The sequence below is a fragment of the Saccharothrix stipae genome, assembly GCF_054781895.1.
Genome location: NZ_BAAGTN010000008.1, coordinates 639,391 through 663,988 on the forward strand (window position 1 = coordinate 639,391; position 24,598 = coordinate 663,988).

Sequence of the window (24,598 nt, forward strand, 5' to 3'; positions counted from 1 at the left end):
ACTCTAAGGTCCACGCCCAGCGTGCCCGCGTGCTGCTGGTGGTAGTGCGGACCACGGCTTCGAACTCCACTTCACACCGCTGTACCGACCGGTGTCAGGCCGTGAAGCCTTTGAAGATGTTGGTGTTCTTCCACCTGTCCTGACCGGACCTGCGGCAAAGCGCTCTAGATCACCTGTGACCAGTACAAACGTATCCGGTTGCGTTCCGTCCCGTTTCGACCTTCCTCAACGTCCCACGGCCCACAGACGGCCTGATAGTTGATCAACGGTCAACGGGCGTCACCCTGACTGAGCCTCACCACGGCCAGCCGAGGTGACGCCGGTTGGCGCTTCCGTGGTCCTGGCCCTCGTCGCCGGTCGACCTTCTCGATGGCAAGACGGCGAAGCCGTCGCGGCAGCCGATCGCCGTGCCCAGCTCGACCAAGCCGCGTGACCGCGCGATCGTTCCGCTGGCAGCTCGTCGTCCTGGCGTCTGCCGTGGCGCGCCGCTACCCGACCACGTGCACCGACTCCGCGCACGGCCGACGGGCGGAGCGGAGCGGGAGCCCGGCGTGCCGTGATGCGGGGAGTCGGTGCCAACGTGCGCCGACCGCGCCGCGCGCCGCCGCAGGCGGCGCGCCTTGATCCCATAGAGCCGAGTTCGGCAGTAAAGTGCACCGAAACTTCAAAGGTTCACTATGGCCGAGATGAGATGCTATGTACCTTCGCGAATATCTGTATGTCGACATTGACAAGGTCCGGTCGTTCGCTGGGCAACTCATGGAAGGCATTCCCGAAGAGGCGCGCTCGACGGAGAAAAAGGCCAAGCAGCTTTCGTTGGGCGTGAAATCTGTTGCGGGTTCGAATACGGATTGGTCGGTTGAAGACTACGTCAACCGATCGCTTACCGATTCTCTTTTCGGTAATCTGGAAGAGATTCTTGAGAGTGAGGGTTGGCTTGTCGACATATCAGACCATGTTCGTTCGACGGACACGGACTTGGGAAGTTTGCAGGACCTGTACCCTCCAGCTCAACTGATTAGGATCACCTGCCCAGGTGTACTCTTTGATGCTCGTTTCGTGGCCCGTGTTCTAGGAGGGCTCGCTGCGGCAAGCGACGGACTTGTCGGAATCAACGCTAGTCTTACTAAGAGTGCCGCCAGTGGATCCCCGCGTGCTGGCAAGAAGCAGCGCCCTGATGACAGGCGTTCCTCCCCACTGGAAGGGTCTCTGGAAGCGGAGGTCGAGGACTTTGATTCGACTCTGCTTAAAATCGACGCATCGCAGCTTCGTTCTTTGGTGAAGCTTGCTCGTGGCGTCTTCACTCCAGGTGTACACCTTATGCTTACGCCGCGTAAAGACGATATCGCGATCACTGCGCGACTTCAAGAAGGGCGGAAATATCTAGAGACTGATTCGGAAATCCTATTCTCTCGGTACGGAACTGCCCAGCAGGAATGGACTCTTGTTGGGTCGATTGGCACTTACGGTGAAGCGGAGTCTCCGCAAACGTCTGCAACAAATTCGTTCACCGATGGTGACGAAAGGGTTAGTCGGCCGAAGTTTGCGACTTTTGTGAATAGTTTCTTGCAGCTTGTTGGGAATAAGGGTCTAGCTGATGTACCTCAGTATCCCGGGTTTTCCGTAGTTCCCTTGGCCGTTTATCGGACCATTGTAAATGGGGGAGGCGTGCGGTCCCTAGACGTGAGGCGGTCCGTCTAGTTGTGTGAGGGTGAGGATCGAAGCTGCTATGTTCGGGCTGGCGACAATTACATCTGTGGAATCTGGTCCGTACGGCGCGCCGGTAGTATCCATTGCTATGGCCCCTGCTTCACGGGCTAGTAGGACGCCGGGAGCGATGTCCAATGTATTGTTCGACAAGATCACTGCGGCATCCAGCCGTCCGTCTGCGACCCATGCAAGGTCATGGGCTGCAGAGCCGAGCATGCGGATTCGTTCGACCTTGCTCGCCAGGGCTGCTGTAACAGCGATTCTTCGTGCGTTCTTTTTGTCGGCTTGAACACCTGTTGCGTAATCGCCGATGGAAACTATCGCCTGGTTTAGTGAGGCTCTATTGCTGACCTTGATGCTTGTTCCGTTAGCGAAGGCGCCTAGTCCTTGGGCTGCCCAGTAGTGCAGGTTCATGTAGGGCATGCTTATCGCTGCTACAACGGCAATCCCGCTTTGGATAAGCGCGATTTGGACCGCACATAGGGGTATCCCATGCACGAAATTGGACGTGCCGTCGATTGGGTCAAGTGCCCAGTAGTATCCGTTGTCGTTATTGCGGTAACTGAATCCTTCTTCTTCGCCTTCAAATCCGACATCAGGCGTGACCTCGCCAAGGTAGGCGCGAATTTCGCGCTCAATCTTTATGTCGACTTCAGTGAAGGTATCGCGATCGGCCTTCTCGGTTACGATTTGCGGGCGTGTCGTTCTAATTCTTTTGTTTCCGATATTTACGGCCTGCCTGGCGATCTCAGTCAACTGGTCGAGCGATCGCTTCACGCAGTCTCCTTCGCGCGGTTCCACATGGAGTCGAACACCTGGGAGAAGGTGCTGAACAGGCCCGGTATGGCGCCGTCCTTCTCGATGACGAGGGTAGGGGATTCGACTCCTCGGGCGTCGGGCAAGTAGGGCTGGACCACGCACTTGGCTTGGTCGGTGATGAGGATGTTGTAGCGGAGTGGTTCGTCGTAGACGCGGATGTGGAGTTGGCCGTGTGCGTCAGGTGGGACCTTGGCTCCGAGTCGGCGTAGGGCTTCGATGTTGAGGCGGGTGAGCATGGAGAGGTGGCCTTCGGGTAGGCCCTCTTCGTGTTCGCGGGCGGTGATGTTGTGGCCGTTGGGGTCGAGGAAGAGGGCCTTGATGGTGGTGCCGGTCTCGATGGAGTCGAGTAGGGCTTTGTCGGAGTACTGCTGGCACAGGACGTTGAGGGACAGGCCTGCGATGTCGATGGTCTTCGCGCGTTCGAAGAGGTCGCGTGGTGTGACGTTGTGTAGGAATTCGGTTCGGCTGGGGTAGACGGCGGTGACGTCGGCCAGGCGGGCCTGTTGGGGCATCTGGACCGGTCGCGGGACGGGGTGGGTGGAAGCCGCGGTGCGTTGGGGCGGCGTGACGAGGCTGTCGGTGTCGCCCTCGTGTGGGGTGAGGAGTTGTTCGGCGGTCCAGCCGGGGAACATCTTTTCGAGGATGCGGCAGTGGTCGGCGTAGGGCAGGCCGAGTAGGTCGCCGGACAGCCAGCGGTAGAACTGGGCCTTGCTGGGGTAGCGGCCGATCAGGTCGGTGTCGAGCTGCTTGGCGACGCGGTCGTACTCCTTGCAGAAGGTGCGGTAGCCCTGCATGTGGCGTTGCCTGAGCAGGACTCTCAAGAGAGTGGACTCCGTGGCCATGTGGTCTCCCCCCACGTGATGCCGGTGGTGCGAGGCTAGCACTCAGACGAGACCAAGACGAGACTCGGTGAGATCGACACGCGGGCTCTACGCGGCAGGTGAGACCGCTGCGGACCTGGGACGGGACCATTGGCCAACGAATCTGAATGGGCAAGCCGCGACACAGCGGCACCAGTCAGAGGAGTTGACACCGATGGCGATCAGCAAGGGGTACCGGTTCCCTGTTTCGTTCGATGACGCGTTCCCTCAGGGCCTGGTGATGGTCGGGGAGGTCATGCCGGACACGGAGTACCAGACGCGGGACGAGAGGGCGGCCGGTCGGCCGGTGCGTCAGCGGGTGGACGAGGCGACCGGTAAGCGGCAGTGGAAGGTGACGGTCACCGATCCGCACGAGCCCAACGCCAAGCGCAAGAGCTTCGAGATCACGTTGTTGGCGGACGTTCAGCCGGTGCCGACCACGGGTGAGGTGTTGCCGGGGATGCGGCCGGTCGAGTTGGACGGTCTGACGGCTGAGCCTCGGATCGCGGGCAACGGTGAGTTCAAGTACCAGTCGTTCCTGTTCCGGGCGACCGGATTCCGGGCGGCGGGGAGGTCGGCTGGCTCGGCTCCGGCCGGCGGCAAGTCGAACGGCGGCAGCGCCGAAGCCAAGGCCGCGTGAGCCGTGTCCGATCTTCAGCAATTGACCGTGCAGTGGCAGGCGTCGTACCGGGCCTACACGGAGGCGCACGAGGCGAACCGGTACGTCGCTGCCGATGATCCGGCGGCTGCGGCTCGGATCGCGCCGACGTATCGGCGGGTGGCGTGGTTGTGGCGGCAGCTTGCGGCGTTGGAGAGCACGCCGTGGTGGGCCAAGGCTGCGGCGCTGCACGCGGCAGAGACGTTCGACCACCAGGCCGACGTCAACGAACGCGTGGCGGGCGGCGATCGGCAGGCCGGTGGGCATCGCGTGCACACGCCGGTCGAGGGGGTGAGCGGTCATGGCGCGGACCAGGCCTGACCTGTGGGCGGCGGCGTATGCCGTGACGTTGCTCAAGGACGCCCACGAGGCGTTGACGCATCTGATGCCCGCGCCGGGCGCGTCGCCGGAGGTGTGGCGGGAGTTCTACCTGCGGTCGGCCGAGGTGTATGCGCGGGTCGCGGAGGTTGATCGGGGTCATCACCACGAGGCGCTGTATTGGGCCGCGCGCGAGGGTGCCAAGGCTGAGGGGGTTGTGTCGAATGAGCGTTGATCAGGCTGTGGGGCGGACTCGTGGCGGGGCCGGCGGTGGTCTCGGCCGTGTGATGCGGGACGGGCTGCCGTTGGCCGACTTGTCCGGTGCCGGATACACGCCGTTGATGTTCGAGGCGGTGATGCGCCAGCTCGTCGGCTACCCGCACGAGGAGTGGTCGTTGCGGTCCTTGGAGCGGGCGGCGCGGATGCCGTACTCCGCGGTGCGCCGCATCTGCCGTGACCTTGTCGAGCTGGGGCACGTGGCCGTCGATGAGGGGACGTTGCAGGGTGCCGTGTCCGTGCATCGGCATCGTCTGTCGCCGGAAGGGCTTGCCTACTGGGGTGGGCCGGTGGTGGCGCACGACTGGTTGCGTGACGCCGACATGTGGCGCGACCCGCGAGTGGTCCCGGTGATGGGATCGCGCTTGTCGGCCGAAGATCGGACGCGGGGCGAGATGGTGGGGTACTCGTTCCCGGTGTTGTACCGGGTGGCGGATGCGCTGGTGCTGGTGCCGTCGCGGGAGTGGAGCATCACCGACCTGGTGACGGCGGCGGGCGCGGTCGAGGAGATGGTGCGTCCGGCCTGTCTGGACCTGGTCGCGGCCGGTCACGCCTCGGCCCATGAGTGGCGGGAGGACGGCGGGGAAGAGCGGGAGGAGACGCGGTTCAAGGTCTCCCTCGCGGGGATGGTTGCCTGGCTTCGCTGGATGCCTGATCCGCTCGACTACTAGCCGGTGGTGTGGGCGGGCATCGGATGTGGCGGTGTCCGCCTGCACTGGCGGGTGACATCTGAAGACGATCACTGACTTGTCGGTCGTGGTCGTCGGTGAACGGACCTCAAGTCTTGGCGGGCCTGGAGCTGTTCACCGACGACGCATCGACCGGGGTTTCTCGCGCGCTTTTGTTGACACACAAGGGGTTCCGGTCATGTCAAGGCTATCGGTACGTGGGGGCGGTGCGTCAAGTCGGCGTGGTGCCCCGTCGGTGTGGAAGCTGTCCAACGGTCGCCCCTGCGGGGCGTGCAAGCGGTTCGGCGTCTACGCGCCCAACCAGCTCGTCTGCTGCTCCTGCCTGGGCTGGCTGCCGCTGATCTTCGCCCCCGTGGGGCGTGCGTGATGGGCGGCGGGAAGTGGGTGGACCCGGCCCCGTTCGAAGGTGTCCGGCCTCGGGTGCCCTGGTGGGTGCTCGTCCCCGGCAAGGCCAAGTGGATCGCGGCCTTGGTGGCCCTGGTGTGGCTGGTCCTGGTCGGCGTCGTGCGCCTGGCGCTCGTCGTGCTGCGCTATCCGGTGGTCACGGTGGTGCCGGTGTCGGCGGCCTGGTGCTGCTGGCGGTTCGGCCTCTCGCCGCTGGTACTGGCCTTGTTGTCGCTGGTCGCGGCGTTGCTGATCTGGGCTGGTCTGGATCGTGGGTCGTTCCTGCGGCACGGCTGGTATCGGCTGGTGACCGAGTGGCGGCGGGCGACGGTCTACGTCCCGAAGTGGCGGTCGGTGATGCGACTCGCCGATCTGGCCAAGCGGGACCGGGGCCGTGAGTACCGGCCGAAGCTGCGGCGGGTGCGGTCTGAGGGCTGGCGGGACCGGGTCCGGGTGCGGATGGTGCCCGCGCAGTCGCCTGAGGCGTGGGAGCTGCGACGGGACGGCCTGGCGCACTCGTTCGGCGCTCGATCGTGCCGGGTGAGGGTGCTCAAGCCTCGGCTGATCGAGTTGGACTTCGTCCACCGCGACCCGCTGGTGCGTCCTCTGGCCGTGCCCGCGCTCATGGATACCGAGGTGGATCTCAAGCGGGTGGTCGTCGGTCGAACGGAGACGGGCAAGCCGTGGCGGCTGCGGCTGCTCGGGTCTCAGGTGCTCGTCGTCGGCGTGCCCGGTGCGGGCAAGGGCTCGGTGCTTTGGTCGCTGGTGTGGCAGCTCGCCCCGGCCGTCCGTGCGGGCCTGGTGCGGCTGGTCGGGATCGACCCGAAGGGCGGGATGGAACTCGGGCAGTGCCCGGACGCCTTCGACCGGGTCGTGTACGACAACGGGCCGGAAGCCGTTGCGCTGCTTGAGGAAATCGCCGCAGAGGTCAAGGAGCGGGCCACGCGTTACCGGGGTGTGCGGCGGCTGTGGGCGCGGTCGACAGGGGAGCCGTTCACGGTCCTGGTGGTCGATGAGCTGGCCGACCTGATCGCCTACCAACCGGACAAGCAGCTCCGCGAACGGGCCGTGCGAGCTATCCAGACCATCACCTCACAGGGCCGTGCGCCTGGCTACGCGGTCGTGGGCCTGGTCCAGGATCCGCGCAAGGAGGTCGTGTCCTTCCGGCACCTGTTCTCCACGCGGGTGGCCCTGCGGCTGGACGAGCCGCAACAAGTGGACATGGTCCTTGGCGACGGCGTCCGGCAGCGCGGCGCGGCGGCGCACGAGATCAGCGAGAACACGCCTGGTGTCGCCTGGGTCAAGGAGGACGGGCAACGGGAGCCGGAACGGGCACGAGCCTTCCATGTCACCGATGCCGACCTGGTCGAGCTGGGCGCGTTCCTGGCTGACGCGGAGGTGCACGACTTCCCGACCAGGCCCGATGGCACCGAGGGGAGGGCGGCGGCATGAGCGGTGAGACTCGCGCTGAGCGGATGCGGCAGCCCATCGCCTTGAACGTGGCCAAGGCTGCGGCGGAGAAGTACGGGGTGTGCGTGCGGCCGTTCACGATGGAAGTCGAGGACCGGGCCACCTACGAGGTTCGCTACGTGGCCGTGCCGTGCGGGTCGACGGTCGAGAGCGTCTGTGCGCCGTGTGCGAAGAAGGCCAAGGCGTTGCGGATGGCTCAGTGTCGCGAGGGCTGGCACATGACCGAGGAACCCGACTTCACTCCGACTCCGCCGACCAAGGACCAGACGGACCTGCTGACGTTCCGGGCGGACCTGGTCAAGGCGTACCGGGAGGCGGTCGAGGTCGGGGAGGCGGGTGACGTTGACGAGCTGCGGGAGGAGATCCACTCGGTCGACGCGGAACTTCGGCAACTCGGAGTGAGGGGCCGCTTCCCCTCCCCTGACGCACGGGGCAAGCGACCGGTAAAGCGGTCCACGAAGCGGCGGCAGGGTGCACCGAATCTGCCTCGGCGGCGGGTCGAGAAGCGAACGGTGGGCCGGGAGTACGCGGGTGGGTTCCGGCCCTCGATGTTCGTCACGCTCACCCTCGACAGCTACGGGCGGGTGCGCGACGACGGCACACCGGTCGACCCTGACTCGTACGACTACCGGCGTGCGGCTCGGGACGCGGTGCACTTCGCCTCGCTGGTGGACCGGTGGTGGCAGAACCTGCGGCGGGTCGTCGGGTGGGACGTGCAGTACTTCGCCACGGTCGAACCTCAGAAGCGGGTGGCGCCGCACCTTCATGCGGCAGTCCGCGGTTCGATCCCGCACGAGACCATCCGGCTCGTCACGGCGGCCACGTACCACCAGGTGTGGTGGCCCAACCACGACGAACGGCTCTACAGCGGCGACCACCTGCCGGTCTGGGACGCGCGGGAGGAAGCGTTCGTCGACCCGGACACGCGCACGCCGCTGACGGCCTGGGCTGACGCGGTCGAGGCCGTGGACGAGCCGGCGCACCTTGTGACCTTCGGCCGCCAGGTGCACTCCAAAGGCATCCTCGGCGGCTCGGAGGAAGCCGGACGCCACATCGGCTACCTGACCAAGTACCTCACCAAGTCCATCGGTGAAGTGGTCGAGCAATCCACCGACAGGCAACGGCGGCACGCTGACCGCCTGGCGGACGAGCTGGCCGTGACGCCCTGCTCCGACCGCTGCCCGGTCTGGCTTCTCTACGGCGTCCAGCCGCGCGGAGCGGGCTCCCGCACCACACCGGGCCATTGCAAGGGACGGGCACACCGTCGAACCACCCTGGGCCTGCCCGGTCGGCGCGTACTCGTCTCGCGCAAGTGGTCTGGCAAGACCTTGGCCGACCTTCGGGCCGACCGGAAGCGGTTCGTCCTGGAAGCGCTAAAGGCGGTCGGGATCGAGAAGCCGGAACCCGACACGTCCCAGCTCGTCTGGCACAAGGTCCGGCCCGGCGACCCCAACGTGCCACCACGCGCACACCAACTCATGCACGCCATCGCGGAGCGGACCCGGTGGAGGGCCGAGTACGACCGCGCGATGTTGGCCGCTTCGGGCTCACCACCTGCCGTCGATGTTTCGGCAACTGGGTCCATAGCCGCCTGACCAGGGGAATTGGGGGAGTCATGTCCGATCGACCGCGTCACATCGTCATCGAAGTGCTCTGGAAGCCGACCGACCTCGCGGACTTCCTGGGCCTTCCGGAAACCACGTTGCGCCAGTGGCGGCACAAGGGCTACGGCCCGCGCTTCGTCCGCCTCGGCAAGCACGTCCGCTACCGCCCGGAGGACGTCCGGGACTGGCTGGACGAGCAGGAAACCGACCCGGCTGCGGCCTAGCAAGAGGGGAACGTCATGGCAGGACACATCCAGGATCGCTGGATGCGGGTCAAGCGCGATGAGAACGGCGTCCCGGTACTCGACGCCAAGGGCAAGCGAACCAAGGAACGCGACCCGGAGAGGTGGGGCAAGGGCGACCGGTACAAGGTCCGGTACTTCGACCCGGACGGCAACGAGAAGTCCGAGTCGTTCCCGGACAAGCAGCTCCGCAAGGCGCAGGCGTTCCTGACCGAGATGCAGCACAACGTTTTGTCGGGCACCTACATCGATCAGGACGCCGGGAGAGTCAACTTCAGGACCTACGCGGAGAACTGGCTCAAGGGCCAGTCGCAGGATGCGGCGACCCAACAGACGCTGCGGAGTCGGCTCAAGAGCCAGCTCTACCCGTTCTTCGAGACACGCACCATCGGCTCGGTCAACGCGGAAATGGTGCGGAATTGGCTGGCTTGGCTCCGGGATCGCAAGCTTGAGGCTTCTACGCAGGCGGTCTACTTCGACACCCTGTCGTCAATCCTGGGCGCGGCCGTCGAGGACCGGAAGATCCGGGTCAACCCGTGCAAGGCGCAGAGCGTCAAGAAGCCGAAGCCCAGCGCTCGGAAGCTCGTCCCGTGGACTGAGGCGCGGCTACGGGCGGTGCAGCTCGCGTTGCAGGCTCGGTTCAAGCCCGCGGCCGTGCTCGGAGCCGGGTGCGGTCTGCGGCAAGGGGAGATCCTGGGCTTCTCCCTGGACGACGTGAACCGCGAAGAGATGCTGATCAACGTCACGCGGCAGATCAGGGTGATCGACAAGCAGCTCGTGTTCGCGCCGCCGAAGGGGGACAAGGCCCGCGTGGTGCCGCTGTCGAAGGGCGTACTCCAGGCGCTGGACGACTACGCGGAGAACTTCAAGCTGGTCACGGTCACCCTTCCGTGGCTGGAACCGTCCGGGCGACCGACCTCGGTCAAGCTGCTGATGGTCGGCAACCAGGGCGTGCCGTACTCGGGGAGTGCCTTCAACGGGGTGGCGTGGATCCCGGCCTTCAAGCAGGCCGGACTGACCTACACGACCAAGGGGGACGGGATGCACGCGCTGAGGCACTTCTACGCCTCGACGCTGCTCGCCCAGGGCGTCTCGATCAAGGAACTCGCCGAGTACCTGGGACACGCAGATCCGGGGTTCACGCTGAGGACGTACACCCACCTCCTGCCGTCGAGCTACGCGCGGGCTCGGTCGGCGGTCGATCGGGTGTTCCGTCCCCGGCGTGAACCCCGGACGGCATGAAGGTGAGCATTCCTCTGTGCTGTAACGGGAGGTCATGTAGTGGCGATCTGCAAGTACAGCACTCGAAGGAGCTTTTATGTACAGCCGTTTGGCGATTCTAGTCATGTGCTCGGGACTCTTACTTGCGGCTTGCTCGGGCTCGTCAACGACGGCGACGGTTGGCGCTGGTTCCGTCACGTCAAGTGCTGTTCCATCGCGGACGACGACAAGCGCCGCGCCGGTGAAGACCACTACTAAGCTTCCTCTCACTCCGGAGGAGGAGTTCGACGCGCGAGCACTGAAAGAGGGATGGGCAAACCCGGGCGACTTCACGGTATCTGATAGGAAATATCACGGTCCTGCGGGATATGTGAAGTACATCTGCGCAGAGTTCGACGGCCCAGCGAAGACTCCCAACCTCACTCACGGGCAGCGGATGGAGATTGAGTGGAAGTCCGAGAAGGGTATCTTCGAAGCTGGTGTCCCGTTGTTCTGCCCGCAGCACATGCCTTTGCTTCAAGACGCGATGAACGGCACTGTCAAGCGCAACTACGGTAACGGTTCATACTTCGTACCGGATGACATCAAGCCGGGAACTTACAAGACGATGGCGGCTGTGCGGGACTGCTATTGGGAGCGGACGAGCCCGGACGGGGCCATAATTGACAACAACTTCGTGACTGCTGCGAAGGAGTTGACGGTGACGGTCTACGTCTCAGACGGTGCTTTCACCAGTCAGAACTGCGGACAGTGGACGCTAGTTGGCTGACCGTTCTCGGTCGGTCGGGTGAAGGGCGGAAGTCGGTGGTGGAGGCCGGGGTCACGCTGAGGACGTACACCCACCTCCTGCCGTCGAGCTACGCGCGGGCTCGGTCGGGTGTTCCGGCCCACGGCGTGAACCCCGGACGGCCTGATGACGGCCTGACAAGATCAACCGTCAACGTTTATGCAGGTCAGGCGGTGAAGCCTTTGAAGATGTTGGTGAATTCGTACTGGGTTTGGCTGATGCTGCTGCACGTCGGCGAGATGCCGCCGCCCGGGCAGGTGCCGTTGTCCCGGCCGACCGACCAGAAGCCCAGCAGGCCGATCCGGTTCGTGTTCGCCCACGCCACCAGCTTGCGCGCGTGAGCCTGGGTGAAGACCTTGCCGTTGAAGTTGCGGCCGATCATGGGGGTGACGCCGAGCAGCCGCTTCAGCTCCGCGTCCGACTTGGCGGGCCAGATCTGCTTCATCTGCCGCAGGCTGCTCTCGGCCGCGGCGATGACGGCGTCGCCCCAGTCCGGGCGCGAGGAGCCGAACTCCATGGTCATGGGGTTCACCAGGACGGTCAGGCCCTTGGCCGCCGCGTTCTGCAGGATCTGCACCGAGTACGGGTCCATGCCGTAGTCGTCGCCCTGCACGCGCATCGTGTAGCTGATCGACGTGCCGCGTTCGGTCTGCAGGCGCTTCAACGCCGTGTTCACCATGTCGTGCGGGATGGCGGCCTCGACGTCGACGTCCAGGTGGTTGCTGCCGACCGCGTCGAGCACCTTCTTGTACGCCGCCAACAACGCGTCGGCGGTGGGGCACGAGTACTCCAGGTACGGCCCGGCGGCGCCGCCGGTCGCCACGATCACCTCACCGCCCAACGCCTTGAGCGCACGCACGTCGTTGATGATCCGGCTGTCCTGCAACGGGATCGTGCCGCCCCACGACGGGTTGCAGCCGCTGCTGTCCGCCAGCGCAAAGGCGAGCGTGAACACCTTCTGGCCGGTGGCACGGGCGACCGACTCCAGCGATGGCGTCGGCATGGTGATGTCCACGTAGGGCGCGGACTTCAGGCTGCCCGGTAGAGGTGGCTGACTCGAAGTCGAAGTCGAAGTCGAAGTCGAAGTCGAAGTCGAAGTCGAAGTGGTGGTAGTGGTGGTAGTGCCGCCGGCGCAGGGTTGGCCGTTGAGCTTGCAGTTGGCGGGCAGGCCGGTGCCGTTGACCAGGAACCCGAACGACGTGGACGCGCCGGCCGCGAGGCTGCCGTTGTACTCACGGTTGGTGAACGTGTGGTGCGCGCCGCTGCTGGTCAGCGTGGCGTCCCAGTACGAACCGGGCGTGCTGCCGGCCGGCAGGTCGAACTCGACCTTCCACCCCGACACCGCGCCGGACCCGGCCGTGACGGTGAACTTGCCCTGGTAACCCGAGCTCCACGTCGAGTCCTGGGTGAAGACCGCGGTCGGGGTCGGCGCGGCGCCCGCGGGGGCGGCCGGCAGCAGACCGGCGGTGACGACCGCGGTGACGCCTGCCGCCAGCGCGGCCAGGCCCTTGCGCTTGAGGGACATCGGTACTCCCGTGCAGGGGGAACGGGGTGGGAGTGGTGCGGGAGCGCGGGGCGCGGCACGCCCCCACACCACGTCGTGGCGGTGCCCTCGACCACTGTCGGCACCGACAAGGTGACCGTAGGTGGACTGGACCATGTCGTCAATGGGTCTAGACCTTTTCGGTCCCGAACGGCGGATCGGCGGTGGTGGGAGACTGTCCGGGTGGATGCCCTCCCTTGGTCCGCCGGCGCCGCAACCGGCATCGGCTCGCTACCCGGAACCGACCCGCTGGAGGCCGCCAGGATCGTTCTCGGCGAACTCCCCGACCTGCCCCACCTGCCCGAACTCCCCGCGCGGGGTGTCGGCGCGGACATGATCGGCCGCACCGCCGCGCTCCTGGTCGACCTGCCGGTCGAGGTGGTCCCGTCCGGCTACCGGACCGCCGCGCACCCCGGTCGCGACCACCGGCGGGCGGTGGACCTGATGCGCCGCGACCTGGACGCGTTCGAGGAGGTCGCGGAGCCCGCGCCGCCGCCGGTGGTCAAGGTGCAGGCCGCCGGGCCGTGGACGCTCACCGCGAGCGTCGAACTGCTGCGCGGCCACCGCGTGCTCACCGACAAGGGCGCGTTGCGCGAGTTCACCCAGTCCCTGGTGGAAGGGCTCAACCGGCACGTCGCCGAGGTCGCCAAGCGCACCGGCGCGAAGGTCGTCGTGCAGCTGGACGAACCGGCGCTGCCCGCCGTGCTCAAGGGCCTGCTGCCCACGCCGTCCAAGCTCGGCACGGTCGCCGCCGTCCCGGAGCCGGACGCGCGCGCCCTGCTCCAGACCGTGATCGACGCCGTGGACGCCGACGTGATCGTGCACTGCTGCGCGCCTCGGCCGCCCATCACGTTGATCCGCCAGGCGGGCGCGCGGGCCGTCTCGTTCGACCTCACGATCCTGGACGAGACGACGTGGGACGAGATCGGCGAGGCGTGGGAGGAGAAGACCCAGCTGTTCCTCGGCCTGGCGCCGAGCACCGACCCCGCGACGCGGCAGGCGCAGCGGACGCCGCAGCAGGCCAGGCAGGCGCTCAGGTCGCTGGCCCAGCCCGCGTTGGACCTGGTGGACCGGCTCGGTTTCCCGCGTTCGATCCTCGGCACGCATGCCGTGCCGACGCCCACGTGCGGCATGGCGGGCGCGAGCGACGAGTGGGTGCGGCGGGCGCTGGCGCTGATCCGTGACGTCGGCAAGGCGTTCGTGGAACCGCCCGAGGACTGGTGACCCGCGAGGCCGGCGCCGGCCTTCCGCCCGAATGAGGCGCCGACCGGCGCAATCGCTTGCGCCAAGCCCTGCACCGTCACCCGACCGCGCGCGAGTCCAACACTCAGGTCGCGCGTGTCCTACGTTCGCGTCACGCGTGTCCTACGTTCGGAACACCCGAGTTCAACGCTCAGAACAAGGCCCGCCGTCCTGAGTGTTGAACTCGGGGTACCTGAACGTAGGACACGCGCGTTCTGAACGTAGGACTCGCGCGGGGGTCAGAGGGTGGTGAAGGGGGTGGCGTAGGTGAAAGGGCCGGTGAGGGCAGGGGTGTAGGCGGAGAGGGTGCGGGCCTGGAAGTACGGGGTCCAGGCGGGGTCGGGCGGGGTGATGCCGTACGTCGACGCCGGCACGAAGCCGAAGCGGGAGTAGTAGGCCGGGTCGCCCAGCAGGATCACCAACGGTTCGTCGAGGGCGTCCGCCGCACCCAGGACGGCGTGCATCAGGGCCTTGCCCACGCCCGAACGCTGGTGCGACGGCAGGACGCTGAGCGGACCCAGGCCGAGGGCCGCGGACTCACCGACCCTGCCGCGGGTGCACACGACGTGCCCGACCACCGCACCCCCCACCTCGGCGACCAGGGACAGCGCGGGGATCCACCCGGCGTCGGCCCGCAGCTCACCCACCAGGCGCACCTCGCCACCGGGTCTCGCCGCGAACGCGGCCTCCGTCACGTCGTGGATGGCCTGCACGTCGGCGGCGGTCTCGCGTCGGATCAGCACGATCCGACACCCTACGACCCCACCAGGTGCACCCCCGAGGGCATTTCCGCCCCGCGCAGGAACGCCAGCAGCACGCTCTGGAACGCACGCCCGGCCGACGTCGGCGCCACGTCCGTCCGGTGCGCCAACGCCACGGTGCGGGTGGTCGTCGGAGCCAGCGGCGTCCCGTGCAACGACCGCGCCGCCAGCACCGTGCTCGGCACGATCGCCACCCCCAACCCCACCTCCACGAACCGCAGCACGGCGTCCATCTCCCCGCCCTCCACCGCGAACCGCGGCTCGAACCCCGCCTGCCGACACGCCGCCAACGTCGTCTCCCGCAGGTCGTACCCCGGCCGGAACATCACCAACGGGTGCTCGCGCAGCTCCGTCCACGTCATCCGGGGCACACCCAGCGGCGCGGCCGACGCCACCACCAGCTCCTCCCGCAGCACCGGCACCACGGTCAACGCCCGATCCGCGTCCGCCGGCGACACGATCACCAGCGCCAGGTCCAGCTCACCGGCCTCCAACGCCCGCACCAGGTCACGCGACCCGCCCTCGGTCACCGACACCTGGATACCGGGGTACGCGTCGTGGTACCGCTTGATCACGTCCGCGAAGATGCTGCCGCACAGGCTCGGCGTCGCACCCACCCGCACCCGCCCGCGCCGCAGCCCCACCAGCTCGGCCACCTCCAGCCGCGCCGTGTCCACATCGGACAGGATCCGGGCCGCCACGGGCAGCAGCGCCTCACCCGCGGGCGTCAACGTGACGTTCCCCCGGGCCCGGCTGAACAGCTCCGCGCCCAGCTCCTTCTCCAGCGCGTGCACCTGCTTGGACAATGAGGGCTGCGCCACACGCACCTCCGCCGCCGCACGCGTGAAGTGCCGCGTCCGGGCCACTGCCAGGAAGTACACGAGCTGCTGGAGCGTCATAGCCCCAGGCTATCTTCAGGCAGTTCACGATGTATTGGACGACTCGTCACACCCGTTCCTAGCGTCGTCGACGTGGACACGATCGGGCTCTACCGCACCACCGTCGGCAAGAAGGTCGTCATGGCGGTCACCGGCGCCGGGCTGCTGCTGTACGTCGTCGTGCACATGCTCGGCAACCTCACGGTCTTCTCCGGCGCGGACGCGATCAACGGCTACGGCCGCTGGCTGCGCGAGATCGGCGCGGTCTGGCCGACGCGGGCGGCCCTGCTCGCCTGCGTGGCGCTGCACTTCGTCGCCGCCTACCAGCTGACCGCGCGAGCGCGCCGGGCCAAGGGCCGGTACGAGCACCGCAGGCGCGTCCAGGGCAGCTACGCGGCCCGCACCATGCGCTGGGGCGGTGTGATCATCGCCCTGTTCGTCGTCTACCACCTGCTCGACCTCACCGTCGGGTGGCTGAACCCGAACGGCGTGCCCGGCGAGATCCACGCCAACGTGGTCGCCGACTTCCAGCACTGGTACGTGGTGCTGGCGTACGCGGTCGCCGTGCTGGCCCTGGGCTTCCACATCCGCCACGGAGTGTGGAGCGCGACCCAGACGCTCGGCGTCACCACCTCGCGCGTGATCGGCCTCGGTGTCGCCGTGGTGATCTGCGCCGGATTCCTCTCCGTCCCCTTCGCCGTCTTCACCGGATTGGTGAGCTGACATGACCTATCTAGAGGGCACCCCGATCGTCGACCAACGCGTGCCCGCCGGGCCGATCGAGAACCGCTGGGACCGCCGCCGGTTCTCCGCCCGGCTGGTCAACCCCGCGAACCGGCGCAACCGCAGCGTGATCGTGGTCGGCACGGGCCTCGCGGGCGGTTCGGCCGCGGCGACGTTGGCCGAGCTCGGCTACCAGGTCGAGTCGTTCTGCTACCAGGACAGCCCGCGCCGCGCGCACAGCATCGCCGCCCAGGGCGGCATCAACGCCGCCAAGAACTACCGCAACGACGGCGACAGCGTGCACCGGCTGTTCTACGACACCGTCAAGGGCGGCGACTTCCGCGCACGCGAGTCGAACGTGCACCGGTTGGCGCAGATCAGCGTCGAGATCATCGACCAGTGCGTGGCGCAGGGCGTGCCGTTCGCCCGCGAGTACGGCGGCCTGCTGGACACCAGGTCGTTCGGCGGCGCCCAGGTCTCCCGCACCTTCTACGCCCGCGGCCAGACCGGGCAGCAGCTGCTGCTGGGCGCCTACCAGGCGCTGGAACGGCAGGTCGCCGCCGGACGCGTCGAAACGCACCCGCGCACCGAGATGCTCGACCTGGTCGTGGTGGACGGCCGAGCCCGCGGGATCGTCGTGCGCGACCTGGTCAGCGGCGCGGTGTCGACCCACTTCGCGGACGCCGTCGTGCTCGCCACCGGCGGCTACGGCAACGTGTTCCACCTCTCGACCAACGCCAAGGGCTGCAACGCCACCGCGATCTGGCGGGCGCACCGGCGGGGTGCGCTGTTCGCGAACCCGTGCTTCACCCAGATCCACCCGACGTGCATCCCGATCAGCGGCGACCACCAGTCGAAGCTCACCTTGATGAGTGAATCGCTGCGCAACGACGGCCGGGTGTGGGTGCCGCGCGACCCGCACGACACGCGTGCGCCGAACGACATCCCCGAAGCCGAGCGCGACTACTTCCTGGAGCGCATGTACCCGGCCTTCGGCAACCTCGTGCCGCGCGACATCGCGTCCAGGGCGGCCAAGAACATCTCCGACGAGAAGCGCGGCGTGTACCTCGACTTCGCCGACGCCGTCGAACGCCTCGGCGCGCTCGCCGTCGAACAGCGCTACGGGAACCTGTTCGAGATGTACCAGCGCATCACCGGCGACGACCCGTACCGGACGCCGATGCGCATCTACCCGGCCGTGCACTACACGATGGGTGGATTGTGGGTCGACTACGACCTCCGGTCCACGATCCCCGGCCTGTACGTGATCGGCGAGGCGAACTTCTCCGACCACGGCGCGAACCGGCTGGGCGCGTCGGCGCTGATGCAGGGCTTGGCGGACGGCTACTTCGTGCTGCCGGGCGTGATCGGCGACTACCTGGCGGACGCGCCGTTCGAGCCGCTGGACGACGGCCACCCGGTCGTCGCCGACACGATGTCCGAGGTGCGCGGCCGGGTGAAGACGCTGCTGGCCGTGGACGGTGACCGCACGGTCGAGTCGTTCCACCGCGAGCTGGGCAGGCTGATGTGGGACGAGTGCGGCATGGAACGCGACGAGGCGGGGTTGCGCAAGGCCTTGGAGCGGATCCCCGAGCTGCGCGAGGAGTTCTGGCAGCGGGTGAAGGTGCCGGGAACCGGGGAGCGGCTGAACCAGGAGCTGGAGAAGGCCGGCCGGGTCGCGGACTTCTTCGAGCTGGCCGAGCTGATGTGCGTGGACGCCCTGCACCGCGCGGAGTCGTGCGGCGGGCACTTCCGGTCGGAGAGCCGGACCCCGGAGGGTGAGGCGTTGCGCGACGACGCCAACTTCTCCTACGTCGCCGCCTGGGAGTACACGGGCGTCGGCCGACCGCCCGTGCTGCACAAGGAAGAGCTGGTCTTCGAACACGTCACGCCGAGCACCCGGAGCTACTCATGAAGCTGACCCTGCGGATCTGGCGGCAGAGCGGCGCCACCGGGCGGTTGGTGGAGTACGCCGTGGACGACCTGTCGCCGGACATGTCGTTCCTGGAGGCACTGGACGTGCTCAACGAGCGGTTGATCACGGCCGGGCAGGACCCGGTGGCCTTCGACCACGACTGCCGCGAGGGCATCTGCGGCATGTGCGGGATGATGATCAACGGGATGGCGCACGGGCCGGAGCGGGCCACCACCGCCTGCCAGCTGCACCTGCGGCACTTCCGCGACGGCGACGTGGTGACCGTGGAGCCGTGGCGCGCCGAGCCGTTCCCGGTGGTGCGCGACCTGGTCGTGGACCGTTCCGCGTTCGACCGGATCGTGGCGGCGGGCGGGTACATCAGCGTGCCCGCGGGGTCCGCGCCGGACGCGCACGCCACCCCCGTGCCCAAGCCGGACGCGGACACGGCGTTCGAGGCGGCGGCGTGCATCGGCTGCGGCGCGTGCGTGGCGGCGTGCCCCAACGGGTCCGCCATGCTGTTCACCGCCGCGAAGGCCACGCACCTGGGCGTGCTGCCGCAGGGGCAACCGGAGCGGTACTCGCGGGCGCGGGACATGGTGGCCGAGCACGACGCGTCCGGTTTCGGCGGCTGCACGAACACCGGCGAGTGCACGCCGGCGTGCCCCAAGGGCATCCCGCTGACCACCATCGCCCGCCTGAACGCCGACCTGCTGCGCGCTCACACCACCAAGAGCGACATGTAACCCGTCCCGCACACCAAGAGCGTGGAGAGCAGCCCCAGGAGGAGCGCCCTGGGGCCGGTCCGCAGCAGGGCCCTGGGGCGGACCGACGTGCCCAGACCGAACAGCGCGGCGGCCAGCACCACCGTCGTCACGGTCTTGGCCACATCGAGCACACCGGTCGGCACCAACGGGCTGACCAGCATCAACGCCAGGAAACCGAGCAGGAAACCGGGCACGGGCGGCGCGCCGCGCCCGCCCACACCGGCCACGATCGGCACCAGCAACGCCACCCGGCCGAGCTTCACCGCCATGGCCGTCGCCAGGCCGCCGGCGGGTGCGGCGGCGGCCACCTGCGCGACCTCGTGCACGCTCAACCCGATCCACTGCGGTGAAGCGCCCAGCAACGGCAGCGCGACCATCGCCAGCGTGCCGTAGAGCGTGACGAGGGCGACGCTCGTGGCCACGTGCTCGTCCTCACGGTCCACCCGGCCCTCGACGGCGGCGATGGCCGACGCGCCGCAGATCGAGAAACCGCCGGCCACCAGGACGCACAGGCCGCGGGGCAGGCGCAGCAGGCGGCCGAGCAGGACGGTGCCGAAGAACGTGACCGAGACGGTGACCACGATCGCCACCAGAACGCCCGGTCCCAAAGTGAGAAGTTGCACTGCGGACAGTTGCAGACCGAGCAGCACCACCCCCGTGCGCAACAGCACCCGCGTGACGCCGGCCAGGTCCGGCAGGCGTCCACCCACCAGCACACCCAGGACCAACGCGGCGATCAGCACACCGACCACCCTCCGTCCCCGCGACCGCTTCCGGTAGCCGGACATGAGGTCTGGGGTCATACCCTGTGGCTATGACCCCAGACCTCGAATCGCTGCGCCTGCTGGTGCTCGTCGGGGAGCTGGGCAGCCTCGGCCGGGCCGCCGACGAGCTCGGCATCGCCCAGCCGTCGGCCAGCAAGCGGCTGTCCACACTGGAACGGCGACTCGGCGTCGTGCTGGTGGACCGGGGACGGCGCGGCTCCGCGCTCACGCCCGCGGGCGTGGTGGTGACCGAACGGGCCCGGCGGGTGCTGGACGAGGTCGCGGGCCTGGTGGAGGGCGCGCGAGCGCTGCGGGCGGCGCAGGAGGCCGAACTGCGCGTCGCCGCGAGCATGACCGTCGCCGAGCACCTCGCGCCCGGCTGGATCGCCGAACTGCGCCGCACCCGGCCCGACCTGCGCGTCGGCCTGCGGGTGACGAACTCGGAGACCGTCGGCACCCTCGTCCGCGACGGCGCGGTCGACCTCGGCTTCGTCGAAGCCCCAGGACCACCGCCACCAGGCCTTTCGTCCCGCAGAACGGCCGTGGACCGGCTCGCGCTGGTCGTCGCCCCGGGCCACCCGTGGTCCCGCGGCCGGCGACCGCTCACCCCCGCCGAACTGGCCGCCACACCGCTCGTGATGCGCGAACGCGGCTCCGGCACGCGCGACACCCTCGACCGGGCGCTGCCCGACGCGTGCCCGCCCGCGTTGGAACTCGGCTCCACCACCGCGGTGCGCGGCGCGGTGGTCGCCGGTGTCGCCCCGGCCGTGCTGAGCGTGCTCGCGGTCGCCGTCGACCTCGCCGAAGGACGACTGGTCGAAGTGCCCGTCGAACTCGACCTGCGCCGCGTGCTGCGCGCCGTGTGGCCGGGCGGGCGCAAGCTCGTGGGACCTGCCGCGGAACTCCTCGCGGTCGCCACCCGCCGTAGTTCAATGGGGCCATGAGCTGGTTGCGCCGACGCACCGAACCCGAGCCCGCGCCCGTCCACCTGCCCAACCCGGACGAGGCCGCCGTCGCGTTCTGGCAGGAGTGGTTCGAGCTGCTGCCGACCGTCAGCGCGGCGCTCGGCGACGGCGAGTCGTACCGGGTGGAGGGCGAACTGGGCGCGCTGGTCGCCGGCATGCACCCCGACCTGGAGTTCTCCCTCGAACGCGGCCACCGCGCCATCTACGCCCTGGTGATCACCAGCCGGGAAGACCCCAAGCTGCGCCCCTACACCGACGCGTGGATCAAGGCCGCGCCGTCCGAGGACATGATCTGGGAGTACCACGACTCGGTGCCCGCCGTGCCCGACCCGACGGCCGTCACCATCAACCTCGGCCCCCGCCGCATCCGGCTCGCCGACGTCCGCGTGGTCGCGCAGGTCTCCGACGGCCTGGTCGACGTCGCGGTCTACCACCCCGAGTTCGCGAACCTGGACGACAAGGCCAGGCAGACCATGACGTTCCTGCCCCTGGACGTCACTCTCGGTGAGCGACTGGCGGGCGAACGGCTGGGCCGGGTGGAAACCGCGGCCACCGAGCCGGAGGGCACGATCGGCCTGCTCGAACTGCGCGACCTGGTCCGGGCGATGGTCGAGGATCCCTCCTGAAATTGTCGGACCCCCTGGTTACGCTCATGCCGTGACCAGCAACGACCCGTTGAACCCGACCCAGGCCCTCGCCGAGGGCGTCGAGGACGTGCCCGCCGACGCGCGCGCCCGGCACGCCGCGCTGGCCGAGGTGGTGCGCGGGCACCAGTTCCGCTACTACGTCCTCGACTCGCCGACGGTCAGTGACGGCGAGTTCGACACGTTGCTCCGGGAGTTGGCCGCGCTGGAGCAGGCGCACCCCGGCCTCGCCACCCCCGACTCGCCCACCCAGCTCGTCGGCGGCACGTTCTCGACCGAGTTCAAGGCGGTCGACCACCTGGAGCGGATGCTCAGCCTCGACAACGTGTTCTCGCCCGACGAGCTCCAGGGCTGGTACGAGCGCGTGCGCAAGGAGATCGGCCCCGACGCCCACTTCCTGTGCGAGCTCAAGATCGACGGGCTGGCCATCAACCTGCTCTACCAGGACGGGCGGCTGGTCAGGGCCTTGACCCGCGGTGACGGGCGGACCGGCGAGGACGTCACGCTCAACGTGCGGACGCTGGAGAACGTGCCGGAGACGCTGACCGGGACCGAGGAGTACCCCGTGCCCGCGCTGGTCGAGGTGCGCGGCGAGGTGTTCTTCGCGGTCGAGGACTTCCTGGAGCTCAACGCGCGCCTCGTGGAGGCGGGCAAGCCGCCGTTCGCGAACCCGCGCAACACCGCCGCCGGGTCGTTGCGGCAGAAGGACCCCAAGATCACCGCGTCACGCCGGCTGCGGATGATCTGCCACGGCCTCGGCAAGCGCGAGGGCTTCGAGCTGACCAGGCAGTCCGAGGCGTACGAGGCGCTGCGGGCGTGGGGGCTGCCGGTGTCCTCGCACACCAAGGTGCTGAGCACGTTCGAGGAGATCGGCGAGCACGTCGAGTACTGGGGCGCGCACCGGCACGACGCCGTGCACGAGATCGACGGCGTGGTCATCAAGGTCGACGAGGTGTCGTCGCAGCGGCGCCTGGGCAGCACCTCGCGCGCGCCGCGGTGGGCCATCGCGTTCAAGTACCCGCCGGAGGAGGCCACGACCACCCTGCTGGACATCAAGGTGCAGGTCGGCCGCACCGGCCGCGTGACGCCGTTCGCGGTGATGGAACCGGTGAAGGTCGCCGGGTCCACGGTCGCGCGCGCCACCCTGCACAACGCCAGCGAGGTCAAGCGCAAGGGCGTGCTGATCGGCGACCGCATCGTGATCCGCAAGGCCGGCGACGTGATCCCCGAGGTGCTCGGCCCGGTGATCGACGCCCGGCCGGACGACGCGCGCGAGTTCGAGATGCCCCTCACCTGCCCCGAGTGCGGGCACGTGTTGCGGCCGATGAAGGAGGGCGACGTCGACATCCGCTGCCCCAACGCGGCCGGGTGCCCGGGTCAGCTGCGCGAGCGGCTCGCCTACCTGGCGTCGCGGTCGGCGTTGGACATCGAGGTGCTCGGCTTCGAGGCCGCGGCGGCCCTGGTCGACTCGCCCGTGTACGGCGACGAGGGGGACCTGTTCGACCTGGACGCGGACAAGCTGGCGCAGGTCGACCTGTTCCGCACCAAGGACGGTGAGCTGACCGCGAACGCCGTGAAGCTGCTGGACAACCTGGAGACGGTCAAGCAGCGTCCACTGTGGAGAGTCCTGGTGGCGCTGTCGATCCGGCACGTGGGCCCGACGGCGGCCCGTGCGTTGGCGCAGGAGTTCGGTTCCCTGGAGCGCATCGTCGAGGCCACGGAGGAGGAGCTGGCGGCCGCCGAGGGCGTGGGTCCGACGATCGCGACGGCCGTGCGCGAGTGGGTGGAGACGCCCTGGCGGCAGGTGGTCGTGGACAAGTGGCGTGCCGCGGGGGTGCGCACGGCGGAGGAGCGCGACACCTCGATCCCCCGCAACCTGGAGGGGTTGTCGATCGTGGTGACGGGTTCGCTGGAGACGTTCTCGCGTGACGAGGCGAAGGAGGCGATCCTGTCACGCGGCGGCAAGGCGGCGGGCTCGGTGTCGAAGAAGACCGCGTTCGTCGTGGTCGGTGAGTCGCCGGGTTCCAAGGCGGACAAGGCACTCCAGCTCAAGGTCCCGGTCCTGGACGAACCGGGCTTCCGGATCCTGCTGACGGAAGGCCCCGACGCCGCGGTCAAGGTCGCCAAGGTCACCGAAGACCCCACCCCTGAACCGGAGGAAGAGTCCACCACACCAAAACCCTAACCGCCGACCTGCCCACCGCCCTGACCAGCACTTTCCCGAACCATCCCAAACACGATCGAGTGATCATGCCAAATCGACCAACCAAAACACCGTTATCCCCAACCTCGAACGTCGGTTGAAACAACGAGGCCGGCAACCAACCCCGTCCCCGACCACCCCTCCGCCCTGACCACCACCCGCCATCCAGCCGTGACCGCGATCGGGCGGCGAACCCCGATCGCACACATAGACCTGGACTAGGCACGCGAACTTTGACCGGGCACCTGCACCTGGACCGGGTACGTGACTTGGGCCTGGACTGGGCACCTTGGACCGGGCACCTGGACCGCGCACGTGGAGTCGGACCGGCACGTGGACCTTGAGCGGGGCAGGTGGGCCTGGATCAGGCGCGTGGGCCGAGGAACAGGCCGCCGCTGGCGTCGATCACCTGGCCGGTGATCCAGCGGGCGGCGTCGGAGGCGAGGAAGGCGACCACGTCGGCGATGTCGTCGGCCTCGCCCAGTCGGCCGAGGGCTGTCGCGCCGGCGATGAACTCGGCCAGGCCGGGTGGTTCGAAGATCGCCCCGTTGGCCGGTGTCCGCGTGGCGCCGGGGGCGACCGCGTTCACCGTGATGCCGCGGTCGCCGAGTTGGTTGGCCAACGTCAGGCTCATCGTCTCGACCGCGCCCTTGGTCATGGCGAACGACGTCTGGGCGGGATTGGCCATGCGGGTTGCCGCGGACGAGATCGTGATGATGCGCCCGCCGTCGCGGAGCAGGGGCAGGGTCCGCTGGATGATGAAGTACGGCGCCCGCACGTTCACCGCGAAGAGGTGGTCGAACTCGACCCTCGTCGTGGCCCCGAGAGGGCCGGCGGGGGTGGCCGCGGCGTTGTTGACCAGGATGTCGAGTGGCCGCCCGGCCAGACCTGCCTCGACTCCCGCGAAGAGCGTCTCGACATCGCCGTCGGCGCCCAGTTCCGCCCCGACGGCGATGGCGGTTCCGCCGGTGCGCTCGATCTCGGCGACCGTTGCCGTCGCGCCGTCCTCGTCGGTGCCGAAGTGCGCGATGACCATCGCGCCACCCGCCGCGAGTCGGGCCGCGATAGCCCGTCCGATACCGCGCGACGCGCCCGTCACGAGTGCCGTTTTGCCGGTCAGGTCGGCCATGCCGGTGCCCCCAAGGATTGTTAGCGGCT

At 68.3% G+C, this 24,598-nt stretch carries 25 protein-coding genes; 18 read left to right on the forward strand and 7 right to left on the reverse strand.

Going from position 1 to position 24,598, the window contains the following annotated elements; genetic code table 11:
* Positions 1–696 precede the first annotated feature (696 nt).
* The gene (locus tag ACYVLT_RS19765; protein ID WP_461121664.1) at positions 697–1,701 is read left to right on the forward strand and encodes a DUF6414 family protein; all 1,005 of its coding nucleotides are present in this window, start codon (positions 697–699) and stop codon (positions 1,699–1,701) included.
* On the opposite strand, the gene ACYVLT_RS19770 is transcribed toward ACYVLT_RS19765, so the two are convergent.
* Together ACYVLT_RS19770 and ACYVLT_RS19775 are read right to left on the reverse strand one after the other, a co-directional pair.
* Positions 1,678–2,487 (reverse strand): inositol monophosphatase family protein, encoded by an 810-nt coding sequence (locus ACYVLT_RS19770; protein WP_461121665.1) that lies wholly within the window; start codon positions 2,485–2,487, stop codon positions 1,678–1,680. The genes ACYVLT_RS19765 and ACYVLT_RS19770 overlap by 24 nt on opposite strands.
* Positions 2,484–3,371 (reverse strand): DUF5919 domain-containing protein, encoded by an 888-nt coding sequence (locus ACYVLT_RS19775; protein WP_461121666.1) that lies wholly within the window; start codon positions 3,369–3,371, stop codon positions 2,484–2,486. The genes ACYVLT_RS19770 and ACYVLT_RS19775 overlap by 4 nt, the downstream gene beginning before the upstream one ends.
* A 193-nt stretch (positions 3,372–3,564) precedes the next feature.
* Between ACYVLT_RS19775 and ACYVLT_RS19780 the strand changes: the two genes are divergently transcribed.
* The 10 genes from ACYVLT_RS19780 (at position 3,565) to ACYVLT_RS19825 (ending at position 11,020) form a co-directional block, all read left to right on the forward strand.
* Positions 3,565–4,029, forward strand: a complete 465-nt coding sequence (locus ACYVLT_RS19780; protein WP_461121667.1) for a hypothetical protein — start codon at positions 3,565–3,567, stop codon at positions 4,027–4,029.
* Positions 4,030–4,050: 21 nt separating this feature from the next.
* Positions 4,051–4,368 (forward strand): hypothetical protein, encoded by a 318-nt coding sequence (locus ACYVLT_RS19785; protein ID WP_461121668.1) that lies wholly within the window; start codon positions 4,051–4,053, stop codon positions 4,366–4,368.
* Between the two features lie 22 nt (positions 4,369–4,390).
* The gene (locus tag ACYVLT_RS19790) at positions 4,391–4,600 is read left to right on the forward strand and encodes an AMED_5909 family protein (RefSeq protein ID WP_461121669.1); all 210 of its coding nucleotides are present in this window, start codon (positions 4,391–4,393) and stop codon (positions 4,598–4,600) included.
* Positions 4,601–4,652: 52 nt separating this feature from the next.
* Positions 4,653–5,312 (forward strand): hypothetical protein, encoded by a 660-nt coding sequence (locus ACYVLT_RS19795; protein WP_461121670.1) that lies wholly within the window; start codon positions 4,653–4,655, stop codon positions 5,310–5,312.
* Positions 5,313–5,565: 253 nt separating this feature from the next.
* On the forward strand, positions 5,566–5,697 hold the full coding sequence (locus ACYVLT_RS19800) for a hypothetical protein (RefSeq protein ID WP_360452025.1): 132 nt from the start codon (positions 5,566–5,568) through the stop codon (positions 5,695–5,697).
* The gene (locus ACYVLT_RS19805) at positions 5,697–7,166 is read left to right on the forward strand and encodes an FtsK/SpoIIIE domain-containing protein (protein WP_461121671.1); all 1,470 of its coding nucleotides are present in this window, start codon (positions 5,697–5,699) and stop codon (positions 7,164–7,166) included. Before ACYVLT_RS19800 ends, ACYVLT_RS19805 begins: the two co-directional genes overlap by 1 nt.
* Positions 7,163–8,779, forward strand: a complete 1,617-nt coding sequence (locus tag ACYVLT_RS19810; RefSeq protein WP_461121672.1) for a replication initiator — start codon at positions 7,163–7,165, stop codon at positions 8,777–8,779. The genes ACYVLT_RS19805 and ACYVLT_RS19810 overlap by 4 nt, the downstream gene beginning before the upstream one ends.
* A 20-nt stretch (positions 8,780–8,799) precedes the next feature.
* Positions 8,800–9,012 carry a helix-turn-helix transcriptional regulator gene (locus ACYVLT_RS19815; RefSeq protein ID WP_141980987.1) on the forward strand — a complete coding sequence of 71 codons (213 nt, stop codon included), beginning with the start codon at positions 8,800–8,802 and terminating at the stop codon, positions 9,010–9,012.
* Between the two features lie 15 nt (positions 9,013–9,027).
* Positions 9,028–10,272, forward strand: a complete 1,245-nt coding sequence (locus tag ACYVLT_RS19820; protein ID WP_461121673.1) for a tyrosine-type recombinase/integrase — start codon at positions 9,028–9,030, stop codon at positions 10,270–10,272.
* 76 nt (positions 10,273–10,348) lie between these two features.
* Positions 10,349–11,020 (forward strand): hypothetical protein, encoded by a 672-nt coding sequence (locus ACYVLT_RS19825; RefSeq protein ID WP_461121674.1) that lies wholly within the window; start codon positions 10,349–10,351, stop codon positions 11,018–11,020.
* A 184-nt stretch (positions 11,021–11,204) separates the two neighbouring features.
* Here the strand turns inward: ACYVLT_RS19825 and ACYVLT_RS19830 are convergent, their stop codons facing one another.
* Positions 11,205–12,563 (reverse strand): glycoside hydrolase family 18 protein, encoded by a 1,359-nt coding sequence (locus tag ACYVLT_RS19830; RefSeq protein ID WP_461121675.1) that lies wholly within the window; start codon positions 12,561–12,563, stop codon positions 11,205–11,207.
* Between the two features lie 201 nt (positions 12,564–12,764).
* Between ACYVLT_RS19830 and ACYVLT_RS19835 the strand changes: the two genes are divergently transcribed.
* Positions 12,765–13,805: a methionine synthase gene (locus ACYVLT_RS19835; RefSeq protein ID WP_461121676.1), complete on the forward strand. Its 1,041-nt coding sequence runs from the start codon at positions 12,765–12,767 to the stop codon at positions 13,803–13,805.
* Positions 13,806–14,062: 257 nt separating this feature from the next.
* Here the strand turns inward: ACYVLT_RS19835 and ACYVLT_RS19840 are convergent, their stop codons facing one another.
* Together ACYVLT_RS19840 and ACYVLT_RS19845 are read right to left on the reverse strand one after the other, a co-directional pair.
* On the reverse strand, positions 14,063–14,566 hold the full coding sequence (locus ACYVLT_RS19840; RefSeq protein WP_461121677.1) for a GNAT family N-acetyltransferase: 504 nt from the start codon (positions 14,564–14,566) through the stop codon (positions 14,063–14,065).
* Positions 14,567–14,577: 11 nt separating this feature from the next.
* Positions 14,578–15,483 (reverse strand): LysR family transcriptional regulator, encoded by a 906-nt coding sequence (locus tag ACYVLT_RS19845; RefSeq protein WP_461121678.1) that lies wholly within the window; start codon positions 15,481–15,483, stop codon positions 14,578–14,580.
* Positions 15,484–15,555: 72 nt separating this feature from the next.
* Here ACYVLT_RS19845 and ACYVLT_RS19850 point away from each other — a divergent pair, with 72 nt between their 5' ends.
* Genes ACYVLT_RS19850 through ACYVLT_RS19860 form a run of 3 tightly spaced genes read left to right on the forward strand, consistent with a single transcriptional unit; the run spans position 15,556 to position 18,843 of the window.
* A complete protein-coding gene (locus ACYVLT_RS19850) occupies positions 15,556–16,185 on the forward strand; it encodes a succinate dehydrogenase cytochrome b subunit (protein ID WP_461121679.1) in 630 nt (209 codons plus the stop codon).
* Between the two features lies 1 nt (position 16,186).
* Positions 16,187–18,100: a fumarate reductase/succinate dehydrogenase flavoprotein subunit gene (locus tag ACYVLT_RS19855; protein WP_461121680.1), complete on the forward strand. Its 1,914-nt coding sequence runs from the start codon at positions 16,187–16,189 to the stop codon at positions 18,098–18,100.
* Positions 18,097–18,843 carry a succinate dehydrogenase/fumarate reductase iron-sulfur subunit gene (locus tag ACYVLT_RS19860; protein ID WP_461121681.1) on the forward strand — a complete coding sequence of 249 codons (747 nt, stop codon included), beginning with the start codon at positions 18,097–18,099 and terminating at the stop codon, positions 18,841–18,843. Before ACYVLT_RS19855 ends, ACYVLT_RS19860 begins: the two co-directional genes overlap by 4 nt.
* Here the strand turns inward: ACYVLT_RS19860 and ACYVLT_RS19865 are convergent.
* Positions 18,819–19,667, reverse strand: coding sequence for a YeiH family protein (locus ACYVLT_RS19865; protein WP_461121682.1), 849 nt, complete (start codon positions 19,665–19,667; stop codon positions 18,819–18,821). The two genes, ACYVLT_RS19860 and ACYVLT_RS19865, sit on opposite strands and share 25 nt — an antisense overlap.
* An 11-nt stretch (positions 19,668–19,678) precedes the next feature.
* Between ACYVLT_RS19865 and ACYVLT_RS19870 the strand changes: the two genes are divergently transcribed.
* From ACYVLT_RS19870 to ligA, 3 genes are read left to right on the forward strand one after another with little or no spacing between them, the layout of a single operon-like run.
* On the forward strand, positions 19,679–20,572 hold the full coding sequence (locus ACYVLT_RS19870; protein WP_461121683.1) for a LysR substrate-binding domain-containing protein: 894 nt from the start codon (positions 19,679–19,681) through the stop codon (positions 20,570–20,572).
* A complete protein-coding gene (locus tag ACYVLT_RS19875) occupies positions 20,569–21,219 on the forward strand; it encodes a hypothetical protein (RefSeq protein WP_461121684.1) in 651 nt (216 codons plus the stop codon). The genes ACYVLT_RS19870 and ACYVLT_RS19875 overlap by 4 nt, the downstream gene beginning before the upstream one ends.
* Before the next feature lie 31 nt (positions 21,220–21,250).
* Positions 21,251–23,422 (forward strand): NAD-dependent DNA ligase LigA, encoded by a 2,172-nt coding sequence (gene ligA, locus ACYVLT_RS19880; RefSeq protein ID WP_461121685.1) that lies wholly within the window; start codon positions 21,251–21,253, stop codon positions 23,420–23,422.
* Between the two features lie 382 nt (positions 23,423–23,804).
* On the opposite strand, the gene ACYVLT_RS19885 is transcribed toward ligA, so the two are convergent.
* Positions 23,805–24,569 carry an SDR family oxidoreductase gene (locus ACYVLT_RS19885; protein ID WP_461121686.1) on the reverse strand — a complete coding sequence of 255 codons (765 nt, stop codon included), beginning with the start codon at positions 24,567–24,569 and terminating at the stop codon, positions 23,805–23,807.
* Positions 24,570–24,598 lie beyond the last annotated feature (29 nt).

What these genes read in the sequence shown, in the direction of transcription:
- ACYVLT_RS19795 (WP_461121670.1), top strand. Translation starts at nt 4,653, where the DNA reads ATGCGGGACGGGCTGCCGTTGGCCGACTTGTCCGGTGCCGGATACACG.
- ACYVLT_RS19820 (WP_461121673.1), top strand. Translation starts at nt 9,028, where the DNA reads ATGGCAGGACACATCCAGGATCGCTGGATGCGGGTCAAGCGCGATGAG.
- ACYVLT_RS19830 (WP_461121675.1), bottom strand. Translation starts at nt 12,563, where the DNA reads ATGTCCCTCAAGCGCAAGGGCCTGGCCGCGCTGGCGGCAGGCGTCACC.
- ACYVLT_RS19805 (WP_461121671.1), top strand. Translation starts at nt 5,697, where the DNA reads ATGGGCGGCGGGAAGTGGGTGGACCCGGCCCCGTTCGAAGGTGTCCGG.
- ACYVLT_RS19865 (WP_461121682.1), bottom strand. Translation starts at nt 19,667, where the DNA reads ATGACCCCAGACCTCATGTCCGGCTACCGGAAGCGGTCGCGGGGACGG.
- ACYVLT_RS19870 (WP_461121683.1), top strand. Translation starts at nt 19,679, where the DNA reads ATGACCCCAGACCTCGAATCGCTGCGCCTGCTGGTGCTCGTCGGGGAG.
- ACYVLT_RS19855 (WP_461121680.1), top strand. Translation starts at nt 16,187, where the DNA reads ATGACCTATCTAGAGGGCACCCCGATCGTCGACCAACGCGTGCCCGCC.
- ACYVLT_RS19815 (WP_141980987.1), top strand. Translation starts at nt 8,800, where the DNA reads ATGTCCGATCGACCGCGTCACATCGTCATCGAAGTGCTCTGGAAGCCG.
- ACYVLT_RS19810 (WP_461121672.1), top strand. Translation starts at nt 7,163, where the DNA reads ATGAGCGGTGAGACTCGCGCTGAGCGGATGCGGCAGCCCATCGCCTTG.
- ACYVLT_RS19885 (WP_461121686.1), bottom strand. Translation starts at nt 24,569, where the DNA reads ATGGCCGACCTGACCGGCAAAACGGCACTCGTGACGGGCGCGTCGCGC.
- ACYVLT_RS19825 (WP_461121674.1), top strand. Translation starts at nt 10,349, where the DNA reads ATGTACAGCCGTTTGGCGATTCTAGTCATGTGCTCGGGACTCTTACTT.
- ACYVLT_RS19845 (WP_461121678.1), bottom strand. Translation starts at nt 15,483, where the DNA reads ATGACGCTCCAGCAGCTCGTGTACTTCCTGGCAGTGGCCCGGACGCGG.
- ACYVLT_RS19860 (WP_461121681.1), top strand. Translation starts at nt 18,097, where the DNA reads ATGAAGCTGACCCTGCGGATCTGGCGGCAGAGCGGCGCCACCGGGCGG.
- ACYVLT_RS19780 (WP_461121667.1), top strand. Translation starts at nt 3,565, where the DNA reads ATGGCGATCAGCAAGGGGTACCGGTTCCCTGTTTCGTTCGATGACGCG.
- ACYVLT_RS19875 (WP_461121684.1), top strand. Translation starts at nt 20,569, where the DNA reads ATGAGCTGGTTGCGCCGACGCACCGAACCCGAGCCCGCGCCCGTCCAC.
- ACYVLT_RS19775 (WP_461121666.1), bottom strand. Translation starts at nt 3,371, where the DNA reads ATGGCCACGGAGTCCACTCTCTTGAGAGTCCTGCTCAGGCAACGCCAC.
- ACYVLT_RS19765 (WP_461121664.1), top strand. Translation starts at nt 697, where the DNA reads ATGTACCTTCGCGAATATCTGTATGTCGACATTGACAAGGTCCGGTCG.